Source organism: Roseovarius sp. MMSF_3298 (genome assembly GCF_030733705.1).
Lineage (GTDB): Bacteria > Pseudomonadota > Alphaproteobacteria > Rhodobacterales > Rhodobacteraceae > Roseovarius > Roseovarius confluentis.
In genome coordinates this window covers 13495-31388 of the sequence record NZ_JASHIN010000014.1, presented here as the reverse complement: position 1 = coordinate 31388, position 17894 = coordinate 13495, and the positions used below count along the sequence as shown (strand labels likewise).

The following is a 17894-nucleotide window of genomic DNA, read 5'->3' as shown; positions in this document are numbered from 1 at the left end:
CGCGTGGGAACACTCTCCGAAATCACGGCGTTGAGGCTTCAGAGTGCCGACGGACATCCCGTCCGTACGGCAGATTATGTGAGTGAGGAAGACTACCCATGAAAAAGCGACTTCTGAGCCTGACCCTTGTCAGCACCATCGGCGCGGGCGCCGCGTTGGCCGATGTCGACGCGACCGCCGTGACCGACCTGAACCTGCGCGCGGGTCCCAGCCCGGCACAGCCCGTGATCGACGTCATCCCCAATGCCGGCGCCGTCAGCATTCAGGGCTGCATCGAAGCCAGCTCGTGGTGCGAGGTCAGCTATAACGGCACGCAGGGCTGGGCCTATGGCGACTATCTCGCCGCGTCCACCGATGCCGGCTCGGTCCGCGTTATCGAGAACCGCAGCGCCATGAACCTGCCGACCGTTACCTACGAATACAGCGAAGCCGATACTGTCGATGCCGGCGGCACCATCACCCCGCTGGCCGACAACTATGTCGGTCCGATCGACCCGGTTCAAAGCGAAGTGGTCTACGTGCGCGACAACCCGATGGACCCCTATTACCTCGACGGCGAGGTCGTAACCGGCGCCACCCTGCCCGAAGTCGTGGACCTGCGGACAGTTCCGGACTCGGAATATCGCTACGCCTACGTGAACGGCGTGCCCGTGCTGGTCGAACCGGCCGAGCGTCGCGTGGTCTACATCGTACGCTAACTCCCACGAATTCAAGATGCAGACCGGCGGGCGCCCCAGAGCGGCGCCCGCTTTTTTATGTCCCCGTTGCGCTTTCGCCGGTGAAGGCCCGGCGCAGCGCCGCATTGCGATCTTTCCCGTCCACCCGTATAGGGCATTCCAGCACAACACGACCTGCCACGGGAGCACGCCAGAGATGTCCAACGCACAGCTTGAAACAGCCATCGAGTCCGCATGGGAAAACCGCGATCAGATCACGCCCAGCACAGGCGGCGAAACCCGCGAGGCGATCGAGGATACGCTCAACGCCCTCGACAGCGGCAAACTGCGCGTGGCCGAGCGTCAGGAGAACGGTGACTGGCACGTCAACCAATGGGCCAAGAAAGCCGTGCTTCTGGGCTTCCGCCTGAAAGACATGGAGCCCCAGGCCGGCGGCCCGCAGGGCAGCACCTGGTGGGACAAGGTCGACAGCAAGTTCAAGGGCTGGGGCGAAACCGAGTGGAAAGAGGGCGGCTTTCGCGCCGTGCCGAACTGCATCGTGCGCAAATCGGCCTATATCGCGCCGGGCGTGGTGCTGATGCCCTCCTTCGTGAACCTCGGCGCCTACGTGGACGAGGGCACCATGGTCGACACATGGGCCACCGTCGGCTCCTGCGCGCAAATCGGCAAGGGCGTGCACCTGTCTGGCGGCGTCGGCATCGGCGGCGTGCTGGAGCCGATGCAGGCCGGCCCCACGATCATCGAGGACAACTGCTTTATCGGCGCCCGGTCCGAGGTCGTCGAGGGCTGCATCGTGCGCGAAGGCTCGGTTCTGGGCATGGGCGTCTACATCGGCAAGTCCACCAAGATCGTCGACCGCGAAACCGGCGAGGTCTTCATGGGCGAAGTCCCGCCCTACTCGGTCGTCGTGTCGGGCTCGATGCCGACCAAGAATAACCTCAACCTCTATTGCGCCGTGATCGTTAAGCGGGTGGATGAACAGACCCGCTCCAAGACCGCCATCAACGAACTTCTGCGCGACTGATCCCTGCGCGGCAGGCCCGGCACGAGGTCCTCATGGCCAAAGACCCTGACAAGAAGAAACCCCAGCAAGTCTTCACCCTGCTGGTCGAGATCGGCCGCAAGCAGGGCGACGGTCTGCCGGAAAAGGCCACGGGCGCTGCACTCGTGGTCTATGCCTCCGGCGTAGACGAGGCCGAGGCGGTACGCGAAACCGTGGCGATCCTGAAACAGGCCGACACCGCGCCGCTTGACGTGTCCGGCTATGGCACGCTCGACGAGAGGTTGGCCGAAGGCCACGAGATCAGCGACGACGAGACGGAATTGATGCAGCGCGCGCTGGATGAAAACGCCGTGATCGTTGCCCAGATGACGCCCTTCTACGACTGACCTTCCGCGCGGTTTAGGCCGCGCGGCTTGTCGCCAGCGTCACCGCTTCGAACGGTTTCAGCACCGGCCAGACCGGCTTGGCGTGTTCCGGCAGACGATTGCGGTCGAACGTAGCCAGCACACTTGCCGCGATGGCCTCTGGCTTGCGGCGCATCCGGCCAATGTAAAGGCTCTCCAGCGCACATCCCGCCGCCAGCACCGCTTCGTGACCCGGCAACAGCAGGTGGTGATAGGTCACCAGGTCCGGCCCCTTGGCCTTGAACGCCGAGCGGTCATTCACCAGGTGCCGCGCGGGCACCAGCACCGCCTCGCGGCCGAACATGTACTCCACCTCGCTGCCATGCATCACCAGCCGCTGCTGCGGCGAGACCACGATGTCCTTCGTCAGCTTGAAATAGGGCGCCCGCAGGCGGATGGGCCGGAAACTGCCGCGCGCGGGCACGGTACGCTTGACGACCTGCAACACCGGCACGCGCTGGCCATCGTCCGTCACCACGACATCGCCGCGCCGGATCTCGCCCGCCGGGCGCTCCCCGCGATCGGTCATGATCGGCACCTGCGACGTCAGTGCGGGCAATGGCCCCACCGGCTCGATCTTGTCCGAAAGCGCGAGGAACACGACCTCCTCGTCGACCTCGAAATTGCAGCCATGCGCGAAGATGGCGTTCAGATCGTCCACCGGTAGCGGCAAGGTGGCATTCAGCGCGACACTCTCCACCTGGTCAGTCTCGGGCCGCTCCAGCGTCAGCCGCGCCCAGCCTTCGGCGCTGTCCCACGAATAGGTCAGCCGCAGGATGTCCAACCGCCCGTCGCCCTTGAGCGGCAGGGTCGCATGGCAAATATCGTCGCCTTGCGCGTTCACCAGCACGATCCCGCCCTGCGGCAACGCCTGGATCGTGAACAAACCGGGCATGGGCCACGTCCGACGGAACGCCAGCAATGTCTGCGGCCGGATCTGGGCCGAGATGCGGGTCTCGACCACCAGGCTGCCGCGGTGCAACACCCGGTCCGCGCCGGTATCCGTCAGCCGCGGGTCCGGTTTGAACCAACCGTCATTGAGGTCTCGCAGTCCGATCCAGCCCATTGTCACGCCGCCCATTTCTTGGACAGGATCTGCGCCTCGAAGCCGCGCAGTATCCGTCGTGCCGCAGGGCTGTACCCCTCGGCGGTTTCCGGGTCGATTTCGGGGAAAAGGGTGCAGATTTCTTCCAGCACCTCTGCCTCGAAACTGTTCTTGATCTGGGATCCGGGCAGGAAGCTCTCGGTCGGCAAACCTTCGGACACGATCACTTGGTGGCGGTCGAACAGCAGATGGAAGTAATCCACACTCTCGACCTCGATGCGCCGGACGCTCCGGTCGTTGACCAGGTCCTTGGCCGCCACCAGCACCTCGCGCTCGCCGAACAGCAGCTCGGCCAGGCTGTCGCGGATCAGCACCCGGTGCAGCGGCGACAGCCAAAGTTCGCCATGATCGCCAAACGTGCCCGCCAAGATGCGGATCGGTGCATAGGGTCCGGCACCCGCCACCTCGCGGTGGCCGACCCAGCGCAGCGGTTGCAGGCCGTCGTCTCGTGTCGCCACCAGATCTCCCACCCGCAGGTCTTCGACTTGCACCTCGCCGCGCTCGCACAGAATACGCGACCCGCGCACGAAACACGGGATCGAGTTCAGCGTGACAAAGCCCGTGTCGCTCTGCCCGTTCGTGCTCTCGACCGTGTAGGTGAAATTGACTTCCTCCACGTCGCCGTCCCCAACGACCGTGATGGTGCCGTCCGCGTTCAGCAGCACCGTCTGGCCCGTGGCCAGCGTAACAGTGCTGCCCGCGACGACGTCCTGACCGTTGATCTGCGTGATTGTCAGTGCGCCGCTGGTGTTGTTGACGTCGTTGTCCAGGACATCCAACGTCTTCGCGCCTGTCGGAAACAGGTTCGACACATCATCCTGCGCCACCAGCGTCGTCTGCACGCTGTCGCCCGCGATGATCAGCGTCGAATCGTAGTTGGCGTCCGTGACGTCCGCGATCCCGATCCGGATCGAGTTCACGTCGCCCGAATTGACCGGGATCGTCAGCGTCATCGTGACTGTGAAACCGTCCATCTCGGTGTTGTACTGGTCCGAGGTGTTGTCGACGAAAAGGTTCGCGTTCGACCCGGCGTTCAGGTTGTTGGGGTCGATATCCCCGTCTCCCACGCTCAGCGGAACCTGTGTGCCATTGATCCAAACACCTACGAAATCCTGGAACGCGCCGGTCGCGTACTCGGGAAATTCCTCCGACGCAAAGACGAACTGCATCGTCATCACGTCCCCGGTCGGGATGAAATCGACATCGAGGAAAGAGGCGTCGTATGTGGGGGCCCCCGCCGCCGCATTGAACATCGGGTCGTTGTTGGGACCGTTGGAACTGGTCGATGTCTGGCTGGACTGGTTGGAATCGTTCGACCACCACCAGGTCGAATTGGTGAACCCATTCAGTTCCCCGGTCGAGAACATCACCCCGGTGTCCGACGGCATTACCCCCGGCGAGATCGAATTGCCTTGTGTGTAGATCCCCGAAGAGTCCTTGTCACCGGTGTAAGAGGCGCTGACCACCTGCACACCGTCACCAAAGATCGTCTCGGCCATTTCTACCGCCGACGCACGATCGTCTATAGGGATTTCAACGCCCCTGACCATACTGCCCACCTCATGTACGTCCAAGGTCAGCACACGCCAAGAATCGGCTTTTCCGGTGGTCCGGTCTGACACGTCGCGGCTTGTTTTTTTGTGCCTGCTAACGTGTCGGGCAATTTGCCCAGCTGCTCTTTTGCCCTGCCTCGGGTCATTTATTAAGGATCAACTAACACGTTTCTTTCGCTTTGTTAAGAATTTCCGTCATCGATCATGCCCCGAGGACAAACTTTTTTCCGGGCGCGGGTTTGCGGTTACAAACCGTGCAGGCTAGGTCTGTCGAAACGTCACAGGAAACCCAAAATGCTGCAAAACTCCGCCCCGACCGACCCCGTCGACCTGACCGCGCAACTGGTGCGCTGCGCCTCGGTCACCCCCGAGGAAGGCGGCGCGCTGCAACTGCTTGAGCGCCTGCTCGCCGACGCGGGCTTCTCCTGCACCCGCGTGGATCGCAACGGCATCGCCAACCTTTACGCCCGCTGGGGCGACAAGAAGGCCACCCGCAGCTTCGGCTTCAACGGCCATACCGACGTGGTGCCGGTGGGCGATGCAGATGCCTGGACCGCCGATCCCTTCGGCGCCGAGATTCGCGACGGCCAACTGTGGGGCCGCGGCGCCACCGACATGAAATCCGGCGTCGCCGCATTCGCAGCCGCTGCCATCGACTTCGTCCGCGACACGCCTCCCGAAGGCGCGGTGATCCTTGCCATCACCGGCGACGAAGAAGGCGATGCACGCGACGGCACGCTTGCCCTGCTCGACTGGATGGAGACCGAAGGCGAGGCAATGACCGCCTGCCTTGTCGGAGAACCCACATGCCCCGAAACCATGGGCGAGATGATGAAGATCGGCCGGCGCGGTTCGTTGTCCGCCTGGATCACTCTCACAGGTGTGCAGGGCCATTCCGCCTATCCGCACCGCGCCTGCAACCCGCTGCCCGCCATGGCGCGACTGGCGGACCGACTGTCGTCGCACAGTCTGGACGAGGGCACCGACCATTTCGACCCTTCGACGCTGGCTGTGGTGACCATCGACACCGGCAACCCGACGACCAACGTGATCCCGGAGTCCACGCGCATGACCGTGAACATCCGCTACAACGACTCCCATAGCGGCAACAGCCTGACGAACTGGCTGCAATCGGAACTCGATGACGTTTGCGCCAAGTTCGGCGTGCGCGGCGACATGCAGGTCAAGAACTCCGGCGAAAGCTTCCTCACCCCGCCCGGCCCTCTGTCAGAGCTCGTGTCGAGCGCGGTCGAGGCCGAAACCGGCGTCACGCCCGTCCTGTCCACGAGCGGCGGCACCTCGGACGCGCGCTTCGTCAAGGATCATTGCCCTGTGGTAGAATTCGGCCTCGTGGGCCAGACCATGCACCAGGTCGACGAACGTGTCGAGGTGGCTCAGATCGAACAGCTCAAGGCAATCTATGCCCGCGTTCTGAAAGACTATTTCGCGTGATCCGGCGACAGCTTGTCGTCATGCTGAAAGACCCGCGCCCGGGGCGGGTGAAAACCCGCCTGGCCCGCGATATCGGCCCCATCGCTGCCACCTGGTGGGTCCGCCACCAGACTGCCCGCCTGCTACGCCGCCTGCGCGATCCCCGCTGGAACCTCGCGCTGGCCGTCGCCCCGGACGTCGCGGGCATGCCCAGCCGCGCCTGGCCTGCCGATCTTGAGCGCATACCCCAAGGCCCCGGCGACCTCGGTGCCCGCATGGCCCGAGTCATGCGGGCCCGCCCGCCCGGGCCCGTCTGCATCATCGGCAGCGACATTCCCGGCATCACCCGCGCCCATATCGCCCGCGCTTTCGCCACGCTTGGCTGGCACGACGCAGTATTCGGGCCTGCGCCCGATGGCGGCTACTGGCTGATCGGGATGAAACGCACGCGCGGCGTCCCTACGAATTTCCTGCAAGGCGTCCGGTGGTCCACCGAACATGCGCTGGCCGACAGCAGGGAGACCTTGCCGGGCGCGCGCATCGGTCTTGTCGATACGTTGCAGGACGTGGATACGATCGAGGACCTGAAAGCGCTGTGACCGGTTTCGCCACGGGCAAGGCCCGCGTCGACCGGCTGGGGTTTCACCCCCAGACCCCCGAGAGTATTTCCGGCAAGAAAAAGAAGGTGCGGCGGGCCGCGACGGCAATCTTCGCATGGAACGCACCCCACCTTCGTGCTAGGTGCCATTGCATGAGCGAATTGCCCTCCAAATCACAGGTCCTGCAATGGATCTCGGACAATCCGACCCTGACCTCCAAGCGGGACATCGCCAAGGCGTTCGGCATCAAGGGGGCGGCGCGGATCGACCTCAAGCGCATCCTGAAGGAGCTCGAGGCCGAGGGGCATCTGGAAAAGCGCAAGAAAACCTATCGCGACCCCGACAAGCTGCCACCCGTGAGCGTGCTGCAAGTCAGTGACCAGACCCCCGATGGAGAGCTGCTGGCGCGCCCGCTGGAATGGCATGGCGAGGGGGTGGAACCGGTCGTCCTGCTGATCCCCCGCGCCAGCGATCCCGCGCTCGGCCCCGGCGACCGCATCCTGGGCCGCCTGCAAGAGGTCAAGGGCGAGGCGCATCACTACGAGGCGCGACTCATTCGCCGGATCGGGACCAACCCGCGCAAGGTGCTGGGCATCTTCAAGAAAACCGCCGAGGGCGGGCGCATCCTGCCGATCGACAAGGGCGACGGCAAGGAATGGACCGTGGCACCCTCCGCCACAGGCGGCGCCAAGGATGGCGAGTTGGTCGAGGCCGAACAGGCCGGGCCCAAGGGCCGCATGGGCCTGCCGCAGGCCCGCATCCTGGACCGGTTGGGCGACCCGACCGCGCCCAAGGCCGTGTCGCTCATCGCCATCCATCAGCACGGCATTCCCGACGATTTCCCCGATGACGTCATCGCCGAGGCCGACGCACAGAAACCGCAAGGCCTCAAGGGCCGCGAAGACCTGCGCGACCTGCCGCTCGTCACCATCGACCCCGCCGACGCCCGCGACCACGACGATGCCGTCTGGGCCCATCCCGACGACGACCCCAAAAATGAGGGCGGGCACGTCATCTGGGTCGCCATCGCCGATGTCGCCTGCTACGTCACCCCCGGCTCGGCCCTCGATGCCGAGGCCCGCAAGCGCGGCAACTCCAGCTATTTCCCCGATCGCGTCGTGCCGATGCTGCCCGACCGGCTGTCCGGCGACCTTTGCTCGCTGCACGAAGGCGTGCCCCGCGCCTGCATCGCCGTGCGCATGCAGATCGACGCCCACGGGACAAAGATCGGCCACCGCTTCGTGCGCGGCCTGATGCGCTCCGCCGCCTCGCTCACCTACCAGCAGGTACAGGCTGCCCGCGACGGCGACCCGGACGACAAATGCGGCCCCCTCATGGACGAGGTCATAAACCCGCTTTACGAGGCGTTCGCCGCCCTGCAGGAGGCGCGCGCCAACCGCCAACCGCTCGACCTCGACCTGCCGGAACGCAAGGTCGTGCTCAGCGACGAAGGCAAGGTCACATCGGTCAACTTCGCCGACCGCCTCGATGCCCACAAGCTGATCGAGGACATGATGGTGCTGGCCAACGTGGCCGCCGCCGAGACGCTGATTGCCAAGAAATCCCCGCTCCTGTTTCGCGTCCACGAGGAACCGCCGCCAGAGAAACTCGACACCCTGCGCGAGGTGGCCGAGGCCGCGGGCCTGACGCTGGCCAAGGGCCAGGTGCTGAAGACGGCCCACCTCAACCAACTGCTGCACGGCGCGGCGGGCACCGACCACGTCGAAGTCATCAACCTCGCCACCCTGCGCTCGATGACGCAGGCCTATTACGCGCCCTCCAATTTCGGGCATTTCGGCCTCGCCCTGCAATCCTACGCGCATTTCACCTCGCCCATCCGGCGCTATGCCGACCTGATCGTGCACCGCGCACTGATCTCGGCGCATGGCTGGGGCGAGGACGGCCTGTCGAAATTCGACGAGGAGCGCCTGCAAAGCATCGGCGAGCATATCTCGGAAACCGAGCGCCGCTCGATGATGGCCGAGCGCGACACCAATGACCGCTACCTCGCCGCCTTCCTGTCGGAACGCGTGGGCGAGGAATTCACCGGGCGGATCAGCGGCATCGCCAAGTTCGGCGCCTTCGTCCGGCTGGACGAGACCGGCGCCGACGGCCTCATCCCGATGCGCGCGCTTGGCAACGAGTATTTCCACCTCGACCGCGACCGCGGCACCCTGATGGGGTCCGACACCGGCATGGTCATCGGACTCGGTCAGCGCGTCGTCGTCCGCCTCAGCGAGGCGGCACCTGTCACCGGCGGTCTCGCGCTCGACCTCGTGCGGCTCGACGGCAAGACGATCACGCCCGGCGGTTCGGACACGCCCCGCAAGGGGCGGGGACGCGGCAAGCCCAAGGGCGGGCGCGGCGGCCCCAAGCGCAAGCTGGCGCGCGAAAAGCACAAATCCGACAAGACCAAGCGCAAGGTCTCACGCAAGCGTCGCTAAGGCGTTTCCGGGATGAATTGATACGCTTTTCGCTGCCTCTTCGAACGCAGAAAACGATGCATTTTCATAACTGCCCCGGAAACGCCGCTAGATGCTCGCCAACAGCCAGACAATATAAGCAGCGTAGGCCGCCAGCAGCACGGCCCCCTCACGCCGATCGATCCGCGCGCCGGTAAAGGCGAACGCCACTAACACCACCGCCGAGCCCACCAACACGGCCAGGTCCACCCCCGTGATCGGCAAGGGTGCGGCCATCGGCACCACCAAGACCGTCGCCCCCAGTATGCCGAGGATGTTGAAGATGTTGCTGCCGATGATGTTCCCGAACGCCACCTCGCCGTGCCCCTTGCGGGCCGCCAGCACCGAGGTCACCAACTCCGGCATCGACGTGCCGATTGCCACCACGGTCAATCCGATCACCGCGTCGCTCATCCCCAGCATCTGCGCCAGTCCTACGGCCCCTGACACCAGGAACCGCGCCCCGGCCAGGATAACAACCAGCCCGATCAACAGCCCCAGCGCCGCACGGCCCGCCCGCACCGGCGCTTCGGGCAACAAATCGCCTTCTGCGGCATACACCTCGCCCGCCGCCGTCGGCCCCTTGCGCTCTGCCATGAAGGTAAAGGCCAGGTAGCCCGCCAGCGCGAGCACGAGCCCCAGCCCGGCCAAGCGCCCCATCTCGCCACTCAGCACCATAGCCGCGCAGGCCAACGTCGCGCCCAGCATCACGGCCCCGTCCCGCGCCAGTGCCCGCCGCGCCACAAGAATGGGCGAGATCAGCGCCGCGACCCCCACGATCAACAGCGTATTGCCGATATTGCTGCCCACCACGTTGCCCAGCGCGATCCCCGGCGCACCGACCCACGCCGCCTGCAAGCTGGTCACCAGTTCCGGCGCCGAGGTGCCGAACCCCACGATGGTCAGCCCGATCACAAGCGGCGACACGCCTATCCCCCGCGCCAGTTGCACCGCGTTGCGCACCAGCAATTCACCGCCAAGGATCAGGCCTGCAAGCCCGGCGATCACGAAGACGATATCCAATTCAGGTAACTCCAATCCCGCGCATCAGACGCGTTGCAGCGAATCTGAGCAGGCTCCGTCCCAATTCAAGACGACACTGGAAAGATTTCGCTGCCGTGACAGGTGCATCGCGTCGCCTGCGGCCAAACTATGCTGACAAATCTTGTCACCATGTGGCAGCATACTCGGCGCCATGACCCGGACTGAACGCCTTTTCAAATTGATGCAGGCCCTACGCATCGTGCCGCCCCCCGCCACGGCGCAGGCGCTGGCGGACCGGCTCGACGTGACCGCTCGCACGATCTATCGCGACATCGACGCCCTTCGCGGTCTTGGCGCGGTGATCGACGGTGCGGCGGGCTTCGGCTACCGCCTGATCGAGGACGCCGCCCTGCCCCCGCTCAACCTTGACGAGGACGAACTCGAGGCGCTTGTGTTGGGCCTGCGCGAGGTCGAAGAGGTGGGCGACAGCACCTTGGCCGAAGCCGCGCAATCGGCGCTGGCCAAGCTGCGCGCCCGCCTGCCGCAGGCCCAGGCGCACCGGCTGGATCACGCCGTGCTCTCGGCCCGCCGCTTTACCCCTCTGCCGCAATCCGGCGTCGACACCGCCCGCCTGCGCCGCGCCACGTGGGAGGAAAAGACCATCCGTTTCGACTATTCCGACGCCGAGGGCCGCGAAACCACGCGCGAGGTCGACCCGTTGTCGGTCGTCCTCATGCAATCCTCGCTCTGCCTTCTGGCCTTCTGCCACTTGCGCGGCGATTTCCGCGCCTTCCGCCTCGACCGGATGCACGGGCTGGAACTGACCGGCGCGTCCTTCCGCCCCCGCCGCGCGATCCTACTGCGCGAATGCCTTGCCGCCATGACCTGCGACACGGCCTGAAGAACGGCGACACTTCGCCCGGCCCCATCATTGAACACTTTTGAAACACTCTGTTTCAGGCTATGCTCCAATCAAACCCATCCAAAAGGGGCGAGCAATGTTTGTCAGGTATCTCTTTCCAGTTCTGGGCGCTGCCCTTCTGTCCGGCGGCGCGGCGGCCACGGCCCTCGAATCGTCGATCCGGCCCGTCGTACGACCCGCAGCGGCACAGGCGGCCACGCCGACGCCACAGGTCACACGGGTCGCCGTCTCGACCAAGTCCCTTCGCCCGAAATTGCGCCCCGAAGTCTTGAGCGAAAGCACAGGCGAGGCGCAGGTCACCCGCGTCTCCAACCCCGCCTTCGACAATTGGGTCCGCTCGTTCCGCGGTCGCGCCCTGTCGCGCGGGATCAGGGCGCAGGTCTTCGACGCCGCTTTCCGCGGCATCAACTATAACGCGGACGTGGTCTCGAAAGACCGCAACCAGGCCGAGTTCAAACGCCAGATCTGGGATTACCTCGACAGCGCCGCCTCGCCCGAACGTGTCGGCATGGGCCAAAACGCCTTGCGCCGCCACCGCCGCGCCCTGAACCGGATCGAACAGGCCTACGGCGTCGAGGCCGAGGTCGTCACCGCCGTCTGGGGCCTGGAAAGCAAGTACGGCACCCGCATGGGCGACATCCCCGTGATAGAGGCGCTCTCGACGCTGGCCTTCGACGGCCGCCGGGGCGATTTCTTCGAGAAACAGCTAATGGCCGCGCTGAAGATCCTGCAGAACGGCGACACCACGCCGCGAAACTTCACCGGCTCCTGGGCCGGCGCGATGGGCCATACGCAGTTCATTCCCACATCTTATGAAGCCTATGCCGTGGATTTCACTGGCGACGGGCGCCGCGACATCTGGTCCAATGATCCCTCCGACGCGCTCGCCTCCACCGCCGCCTATCTCAAGCGTTTCGGCTGGCGCAAGGGCATGCCCTGGGGCGTCGAAGTGCGCGTGCCCAATGGCGCCCGCTTCGGCAACACGAGCCGGATGCCCTCGCAATGGGCCGCGCAGGGCGTCGTCGGCGTCGATGGCCGCCCGGTGCGCGACTACGGCTCGGCCCGCATCCTGCAACCGGCGGGGCCTGCCGGCGCGTCCTTCATGGTCTTTTCCAATTTCGACGTGATCAAGCGCTACAACAATGCCGACGCCTACGCGATCGGCGTCGGGCACCTGTCCGACCGCATCAAGGGCGGCCCCGCGATCCAGGCCAGTTGGCCGCGCGGCTATACCCCCGTCAGCTTCGAGGAACGCAAGGAAATCCAGCGCCGGCTGAAGCAAATGGGCTATCCGCTGGAAAAGATCGACGGCATCATCGGGCCGAACACGTCCAAGTCGATCATGGGCTTCCAGCAAAGCGCGGGCATGAAGGTCGACGGCTACGCCTCGCGCGAGGTGCTCAACCGCCTGCGGTCGCGCTGACCATGTGCACCCGCCCCGGAATGCGCAGCGCGCCTTCCGGGGGCTCGAACGCTTTCAAGGCCTCGCGCAGCTTCGCCGCCACGGCGACATAGTCCTTGCGACCACCGCCCATGTCCTTGACGATCCTCCCGGCGGGCCCTTCGCGTGACGCGAAGGTGGCATTCTGCTCAAGGTCGCCAATGGGCGTCAGCGTGATCTCTTCAGTGGTCAGCCCGATCCCCTCGAACCCGGCCTGCCCCAGAATATCCCGCACGTAGTCCGCCTCTGAAAATGCCATCGGCCCCGGCGCACGCGGGTCCTGTTGTGGGGGCGCGCCAACCACGGCCTTCGCCGCCTCGGCAGGGATGCGAAACCAGGGGTTGCCGTCCATCCCGGCCCAGCACACGAAGGTCATGCGCCCGCCCGGTTTCAACGCGCCCCGCATGTTGGCAAAGGCTGCCACGGGATCGGAAAAGAACATCACGCCAAAGCGCGACACCAGGTGATCCGCCGCCATGTCGCCGAACGGATGCACCTGCGCATCGGCCAAAAGGCAGGTCGCATTGGTCACGCCCTCTGACTCCAGCCGCTCTTTCGCCAGCTCCAGCATCGGCTCCGACACGTCCAGCCCGATCACGTGGCCGCCCTCGCCCACGAGCTCCGCCGCGGCGATCAACCCAGCGCCTGTGCCGCAGCCGATATCGACCACGCGGCTCCCGGTTTGCAGTCCTGCCCGCGCCAGCAACAAGTCCAGCACCGGCGCCATCAGCCCATCGAACATTGCCTGTTCACGCACCCAGACCTCGCCCGCCTTGCCCGACCAATGCTCGGCCTGCTCGGTATTGACGATCGCACTCATTTTGCGCGTCCCGCGGCCATCACGCACAGGATCTCGAACATGATCGACACGCCCAGAAAGGCCGTGTTCCCACTGGCATCGAACGGCGGCGACACTTCGACCATGTCGGCGCCCACGATATTGACGCCCTCAAGTTCCCGGCAGACCTGCAACGCCTCGTACGAGTTCGGACCGCCCACCTCGGGTGTGCCGGTTCCGGGCGCAAAGGTCGGATCTACGAAGTCGATGTCGTAGGACACGTAAGCGGGCTTATCCCCCACGATCTCACGCGCCTCGGCCATCACGTCGGCCACGCCTCGTTCGAAGAACTCCTCGATCAGGATCAGCCGGATGCCCTCGGCGCGGGCGAAATCGCGGTCCTCGGAATCGTACATGCTGCCGCGCAGCCCGATCTGGACCACGCGCTTGGGGTCCAGCAGACTCTCCTCCACCGCGCGGCGGAAGGGCGTGCCGTGGGTGTACATCTGGCCGTTGAAATAGCTGTGAAAAAGGTCCGTATGGCTGTCGAAATGCACCATGCCCAGAGGGCCGTTTTGGGCGACCGCACGCAGCACCGGCAGGCTGGTCAGGTGATCGCCCCCCGCCGTCAGCGGCGTGATCCCGGCATCCACGACGCCTTGGTAAAAGTTCGTGATCCGCTCCATGCTGTCCGCGATATCAGCGGGGTTCGGCCCTACATCGCCCAGATCGGCACAGTTCAGCGCCTCGAACGGTCGCACGCCGCTCACCGCATGCTGCGCCCGGATCATCGTGGACGCATCGCGCAACTGCCGCGGCCCGTGGCGTGGCCCGGGGCGGTTCGTCGTCCCGCTGTCCCAAGGCACCCCGATGATCCCCACATCCACGTCGCCATACCGCGCATGATCCGGCAACAGATGCGGCAACCGCATGAAGGTCGGCACACCGGCGAAACGCGGCAGCTCGAACCCGGAAACGGGCTGAAAGAACGGGTCACTCATGGCTTTGTCTCCAATCTCTTGCGGGCCGTCACCGGCCCGTCCCCCTGCGCCTCGATCCGCGCGACGGCGTCTTGCAATGGTTCATAAGCGACGGCCATGTGATACGCATTGGCATGCAGGATCGTCTCGGGGTCAACCACCCATGCCACATGCCCTTTCCAGAACAGCAAATCGCCACGCTGCAACGGCGCGTCTTCGGGCAGCGCCTCACCAAGTTCCGCCTCCTGCATGTCGCTGTCGCCGGGGCAAGCCACACCACAAGCGAGGCACCCGGCCTGCACCAGCCCCGAACAATCGATCCCCAGCGCCGAGTTCCCGCCCCACACATAGGGCGTGCCCACAAGTCGCTCTGCCACGCCCACCGGATCGGCTTCGACCGCGCGGGCCACGCGCAAATGCACCGCCGGGACGTACATCCGGCCCTCCGGTGCCAAGATCTCGGCCCAGCGCCCCTCGGTGCCGGTCACGCTCACCCAGGCCCCAAGGCTCAGCGCAAGATGCTCGGTCTTCGCCTTGAAATCCGGTTCTCCCAGCGCATAGGACATTCGCGCCCGCACCACATGGTTCGGCGGCCCTTTCGGCAAGGCAAGATCACCGGCCCCGACATACCCCGCATACCCATCGCGCAGCGCATAGCCAAAGACCCAGCCGTCCCGCTCCTCCAGCTGGCGCACACCCTCGCCAAATACCAGTTCACGCTCGCGCTTGCCCTCCGGCTCCGACAGGACTGGCGTGACAGGCACGATCACCTGCCGGTCTTCGCCTTCCACGAACAACTCCGCCTCGACCTGTCCCAGAAGGCCCGCATCGGCCACGCGGCCGTTGGAATGCAGCCGCCGGCGGTCGGTCACAGCGTCAGCACCTCGGGCAAAGCCTCCAGCAGCGCCCGTGCACCCATACCGACCCCGCCTTTGGTACGGCCCGGCGCAGCACTCTGGCTCCAGCCGTATATGTCAAAATGCGCGTATCGCGTGCCACCCGCGAACCGCCGCAGGAACAGCGCGGCAGTGATCGCGCCAGCGAACCCGCCTTTGGGCGCGTTGTCCAGATCGGCAATCCCCGGCTCGATCATAGCCTCGTAGGGCTCATGGAACGGCAGGCGCCAGACAGGGTCTGCCACCTCCAACGCCGCCGCGTCCAGCGCGCCGGACAGCACCCCGTCATCGGTGAAATACGGCGCGATATCCGGCCCCACCGCCACCCGTGCGGCTCCGGTCAGCGTCGCCATCGAGATCATCAGGTCCGGTTCATCCTCGGCCCCAAAGCTCAGCGCATCGGCCAGCACAAGCCGCCCTTCGGCGTCGGTGTTGTTGATTTCCACCGTCATGCCATTGCGTGCGGTCAGGATGTCGCCGGGGCGAAATGCATTGCCGCTGACGGAATTTTCCACCGCCGGGATCAGCACCCGCAAGCGCACCGGCAGCTTCAGCGCCATGATCATACGGGCCAATCCCAGCACCGTCGCCGCGCCACCCATATCCTTCTTCATCAGGCCCATGCTTGCGCCCGGCTTCAGGTTCAGCCCCCCGGTGTCGAAACATACACCTTTTCCCACCAACGTCAGGTTCGGCCCGGTGTCGCCCCAGCGCATGTCGATCAGCCGAGGCGCCTGGTCGGCGGCGCGCCCCACCGTGTGGATCATCGGAAAGTTTTCGTCCAGCAGCGCCTCGCCGCGAATGACCTCGATCTCCGCGCCCTGCTCCTTGGCCAGGTCGGCGCAGGCCGCCTCCAGTTCGGCAGGCCCCATGTCCGACGCAGGCGTGTTGATCAGGTCGCGCGTCAGCGCCTCGCCGGCGGCAATCGCCTCCAGCCGGGCCGCATCGACCCCCTCGGGGGCCACAAGCGTCGCCTTGGCGGGTTTCTGATCCTTGTAGCGGTCAAAGGCATAGCCCGCGAACAGCCAGCCCAGCGCCTCTTCCGCGGCCCGCTCCGGCGCCAGCCCTTCCAGACGATAGACCCCCTCGGGCAGGCTCGCGGCCTGCCCGGCAAGGTGAAACCGCCCCCGCCTGCGTGCGGCCTCGGTACCATAGCCTGCCAACGCCATCTCCGGCGCGCCATTACCATCCGGCACCAGCAGCGACTGGCCCAGCCCGCCGGTGAATCCCGCCGCATTCACCCATGTCGTCACATTGGCGGACTGGCCTGACAGCCAATCCTCCAGCGCGTCCTGTTCGATCACGTGAAGCGGAAGGGCATCAGCCCCGTCCGGTGCAAACTCAAGCGGCATGGCGCATGTCCCGGGATGGTTTCGTTCCCGCTCAGCCTAGCCTTAAGCGCCGCACCTGCAAGGCCTCAGACAGAATAATCCTGCACGTCCCAGATTTCATGCAAAGAGCTCTCGCCGATCCTGAGCAACCGCGCGAGCGTGGCCGCCACCGCTACCTTATCACACAGGTCGATGCTCAGCGTCACGTCCCGTGCCACGCCCGCCAGCTTGCTCATCCCGACCTGCTCGGCAATGGCGATCAGGCTCCGGGCGCTCTTGCGCATGTCCTGTACCTGGTTGCGGCGAAAGCACCGCTCTGTATGCGACAGGCGCACCGCCAATTCTTCCAGTGCGCGGCAGACGACATCCTCGGCTCCGGCCTCGCCGAGTTGAAGGTAAAGCTGCTCCAACCGCCCCTGGTCCAGCTCCACGACCTCGGTCTGGTTCAAAAGAGTAATTCTTTCCACGGTCTTTCCCACATTTCCATGCCCCCTCGGCAGGGCCGACCATGCCGGCAAAGCCTTTTGAATTGGTTTGCCGCCGACCAATTTCTATCTCGAATTCTTCTAGAATCCAGATTATCACCGTTAGGAACCGTGACAGATCCAAAGGCGCCACCATGAAGAGAGTCCGCCCGCTCCCCAGCTATCTCGTGCAACGCTACAAGGGCTGGAAGGCCACGAAATACCAGGACAACCAGGCCTGGTACCGCCACCTGGCGCAAGAAGGCCAGCACCCCCGCGCGATGGTCATCTGCTGCTGCGATAGCCGCGTGCATGTCACCGCCATCTTCGGTGCCGACCAGGGCGAATTCTTTTTGCACCGCAACATCGCCAACCTCGTGCCGCCCTTCACCCCCGACGGCCAGCAGCACGGCACCTCGGCGGCGGTGGAATACGCCGTCACCGCGCTAAAGGTCGCGCACGTCATCGTGCTGGGCCATTCCAATTGCGGCGGCGTGCGCGGCTGCGACGCGATGTGCTCGGGCGAGGCGCCCGAACTCAACGACAAGACCAGCTTCGTGGGCCGCTGGATGGATATCCTGCGCCCCGGCTACGAACGCGTGAAAAAGATCAAGGATACCGAAGAACGCGTGGCGGCATTGGAAAAGCAGGCCGTGCTCGTCAGCCTCGAAAACCTCGTCACCTTCCCCTTCGTGGCAGCAGCCATCGAATCGGGCAACCTCACCCTGCACGGCCTCTGGCACGATATCGGCGAAGGCGTGATCGAGCATTACCTGCCCGAGGAAAAAGGCTTCGTCCCGGTCTAGCTGCCGCGCGCCGCATGCACCGCGCCCGCGTGGGCGGCGCATGCGGCTTTTCGGGCCG

The 17894-nt window shown here is 65.3% G+C and carries 17 protein-coding genes; 9 read left to right on the top strand and 8 right to left on the bottom strand.

Annotated elements, in window-relative coordinates:
• Window positions 1-98 precede the first annotated feature (98 nt).
• From RBB18_RS13480 to RBB18_RS13470, 3 genes are all read left to right on the top strand, one after another.
• A complete protein-coding gene (locus tag RBB18_RS13480; protein WP_306112251.1) occupies window positions 99-698 on the top strand; it encodes a DUF1236 domain-containing protein in 600 nt (199 codons plus the stop codon).
• A gap of 175 nt (window positions 699-873) precedes the next feature.
• The gene (dapD, locus tag RBB18_RS13475; protein WP_306112250.1) at window positions 874-1701 is read left to right on the top strand and encodes a 2,3,4,5-tetrahydropyridine-2,6-dicarboxylate N-succinyltransferase; all 828 of its coding nucleotides are present in this window, start codon (window positions 874-876) and stop codon (window positions 1699-1701) included.
• A gap of 32 nt (window positions 1702-1733) precedes the next feature.
• Window positions 1734-2066 (top strand): hypothetical protein, encoded by a 333-nt coding sequence (locus RBB18_RS13470; RefSeq protein ID WP_103763084.1) that lies wholly within the window; start codon window positions 1734-1736, stop codon window positions 2064-2066.
• 13 nt (window positions 2067-2079) lie between these two features.
• Here RBB18_RS13470 and RBB18_RS13465 read toward each other — a convergent pair whose 3' ends face one another.
• Together RBB18_RS13465 and RBB18_RS13460 are read right to left on the bottom strand one after the other, a co-directional pair.
• Window positions 2080-3150 (bottom strand): Hint domain-containing protein, encoded by a 1071-nt coding sequence (locus RBB18_RS13465; RefSeq protein WP_103763425.1) that lies wholly within the window; start codon window positions 3148-3150, stop codon window positions 2080-2082.
• Window positions 3151-3152: 2 nt separating this feature from the next.
• Complete coding sequence (locus RBB18_RS13460; RefSeq protein WP_306112249.1) at window positions 3153-4739, bottom strand: Hint domain-containing protein; 1587 nt, start codon at window positions 4737-4739, stop codon at window positions 3153-3155.
• 297 nt (window positions 4740-5036) lie between these two features.
• Here RBB18_RS13460 and dapE point away from each other — a divergent pair, with 297 nt between their 5' ends.
• The 3 genes from dapE to rnr all read left to right on the top strand — a co-directional run bounded on the left by dapE (window position 5037) and on the right by rnr (window position 9216).
• A complete protein-coding gene (gene dapE / locus RBB18_RS13455; protein ID WP_306112248.1) occupies window positions 5037-6194 on the top strand; it encodes a succinyl-diaminopimelate desuccinylase in 1158 nt (385 codons plus the stop codon).
• Entirely contained in the window at window positions 6194-6772 is a 579-nt protein-coding gene (locus RBB18_RS13450) for a TIGR04282 family arsenosugar biosynthesis glycosyltransferase (protein ID WP_306112263.1), read from the top strand. The genes dapE and RBB18_RS13450 overlap by 1 nt, the downstream gene beginning before the upstream one ends.
• Before the next feature lie 152 nt (window positions 6773-6924).
• A complete protein-coding gene (gene rnr / locus RBB18_RS13445) occupies window positions 6925-9216 on the top strand; it encodes a ribonuclease R (protein WP_306112247.1) in 2292 nt (763 codons plus the stop codon).
• Between the two features lie 87 nt (window positions 9217-9303).
• Here rnr and RBB18_RS13440 read toward each other — a convergent pair whose 3' ends face one another.
• A complete protein-coding gene (locus tag RBB18_RS13440) occupies window positions 9304-10257 on the bottom strand; it encodes a calcium/sodium antiporter (RefSeq protein WP_306112246.1) in 954 nt (317 codons plus the stop codon).
• Between the two features lie 172 nt (window positions 10258-10429).
• Here RBB18_RS13440 and RBB18_RS13435 point away from each other — a divergent pair, with 172 nt between their 5' ends.
• Both RBB18_RS13435 and RBB18_RS13430 read left to right on the top strand, forming a co-directional pair.
• A complete protein-coding gene (locus RBB18_RS13435; protein ID WP_306112245.1) occupies window positions 10430-11119 on the top strand; it encodes a YafY family protein in 690 nt (229 codons plus the stop codon).
• A gap of 97 nt (window positions 11120-11216) precedes the next feature.
• Window positions 11217-12563 (top strand): lytic murein transglycosylase, encoded by a 1347-nt coding sequence (locus tag RBB18_RS13430; RefSeq protein WP_306112244.1) that lies wholly within the window; start codon window positions 11217-11219, stop codon window positions 12561-12563.
• On the opposite strand, the gene RBB18_RS13425 is transcribed toward RBB18_RS13430, so the two are convergent.
• The 5 genes from RBB18_RS13425 to RBB18_RS13405 all read right to left on the bottom strand — a co-directional run bounded on the left by RBB18_RS13425 (window position 12541) and on the right by RBB18_RS13405 (window position 17033).
• Entirely contained in the window at window positions 12541-13401 is an 861-nt protein-coding gene (locus RBB18_RS13425) for a class I SAM-dependent methyltransferase (protein ID WP_306112243.1), read from the bottom strand. The genes RBB18_RS13430 and RBB18_RS13425 overlap by 23 nt on opposite strands.
• Window positions 13398-14360, bottom strand: coding sequence for an agmatinase (gene speB, locus RBB18_RS13420; RefSeq protein WP_306112242.1), 963 nt, complete (start codon window positions 14358-14360; stop codon window positions 13398-13400). Before speB ends, RBB18_RS13425 begins: the two co-directional genes overlap by 4 nt.
• Window positions 14357-15211 carry a C40 family peptidase gene (locus RBB18_RS13415; RefSeq protein WP_306112241.1) on the bottom strand — a complete coding sequence of 285 codons (855 nt, stop codon included), beginning with the start codon at window positions 15209-15211 and terminating at the stop codon, window positions 14357-14359. Before RBB18_RS13415 ends, speB begins: the two co-directional genes overlap by 4 nt.
• On the bottom strand, window positions 15208-16587 hold the full coding sequence (locus RBB18_RS13410) for a M17 family metallopeptidase (protein WP_306112240.1): 1380 nt from the start codon (window positions 16585-16587) through the stop codon (window positions 15208-15210). The genes RBB18_RS13415 and RBB18_RS13410 overlap by 4 nt, the downstream gene beginning before the upstream one ends.
• 65 nt (window positions 16588-16652) lie before the next feature.
• Window positions 16653-17033, bottom strand: coding sequence for a hypothetical protein (locus RBB18_RS13405; protein ID WP_306112239.1), 381 nt, complete (start codon window positions 17031-17033; stop codon window positions 16653-16655).
• A 152-nt stretch (window positions 17034-17185) separates the two neighbouring features.
• Here RBB18_RS13405 and RBB18_RS13400 point away from each other — a divergent pair, with 152 nt between their 5' ends.
• On the top strand, window positions 17186-17836 hold the full coding sequence (locus RBB18_RS13400; protein WP_274594681.1) for a carbonic anhydrase: 651 nt from the start codon (window positions 17186-17188) through the stop codon (window positions 17834-17836).
• Window positions 17837-17894: the final 58 nt, after the last annotated feature.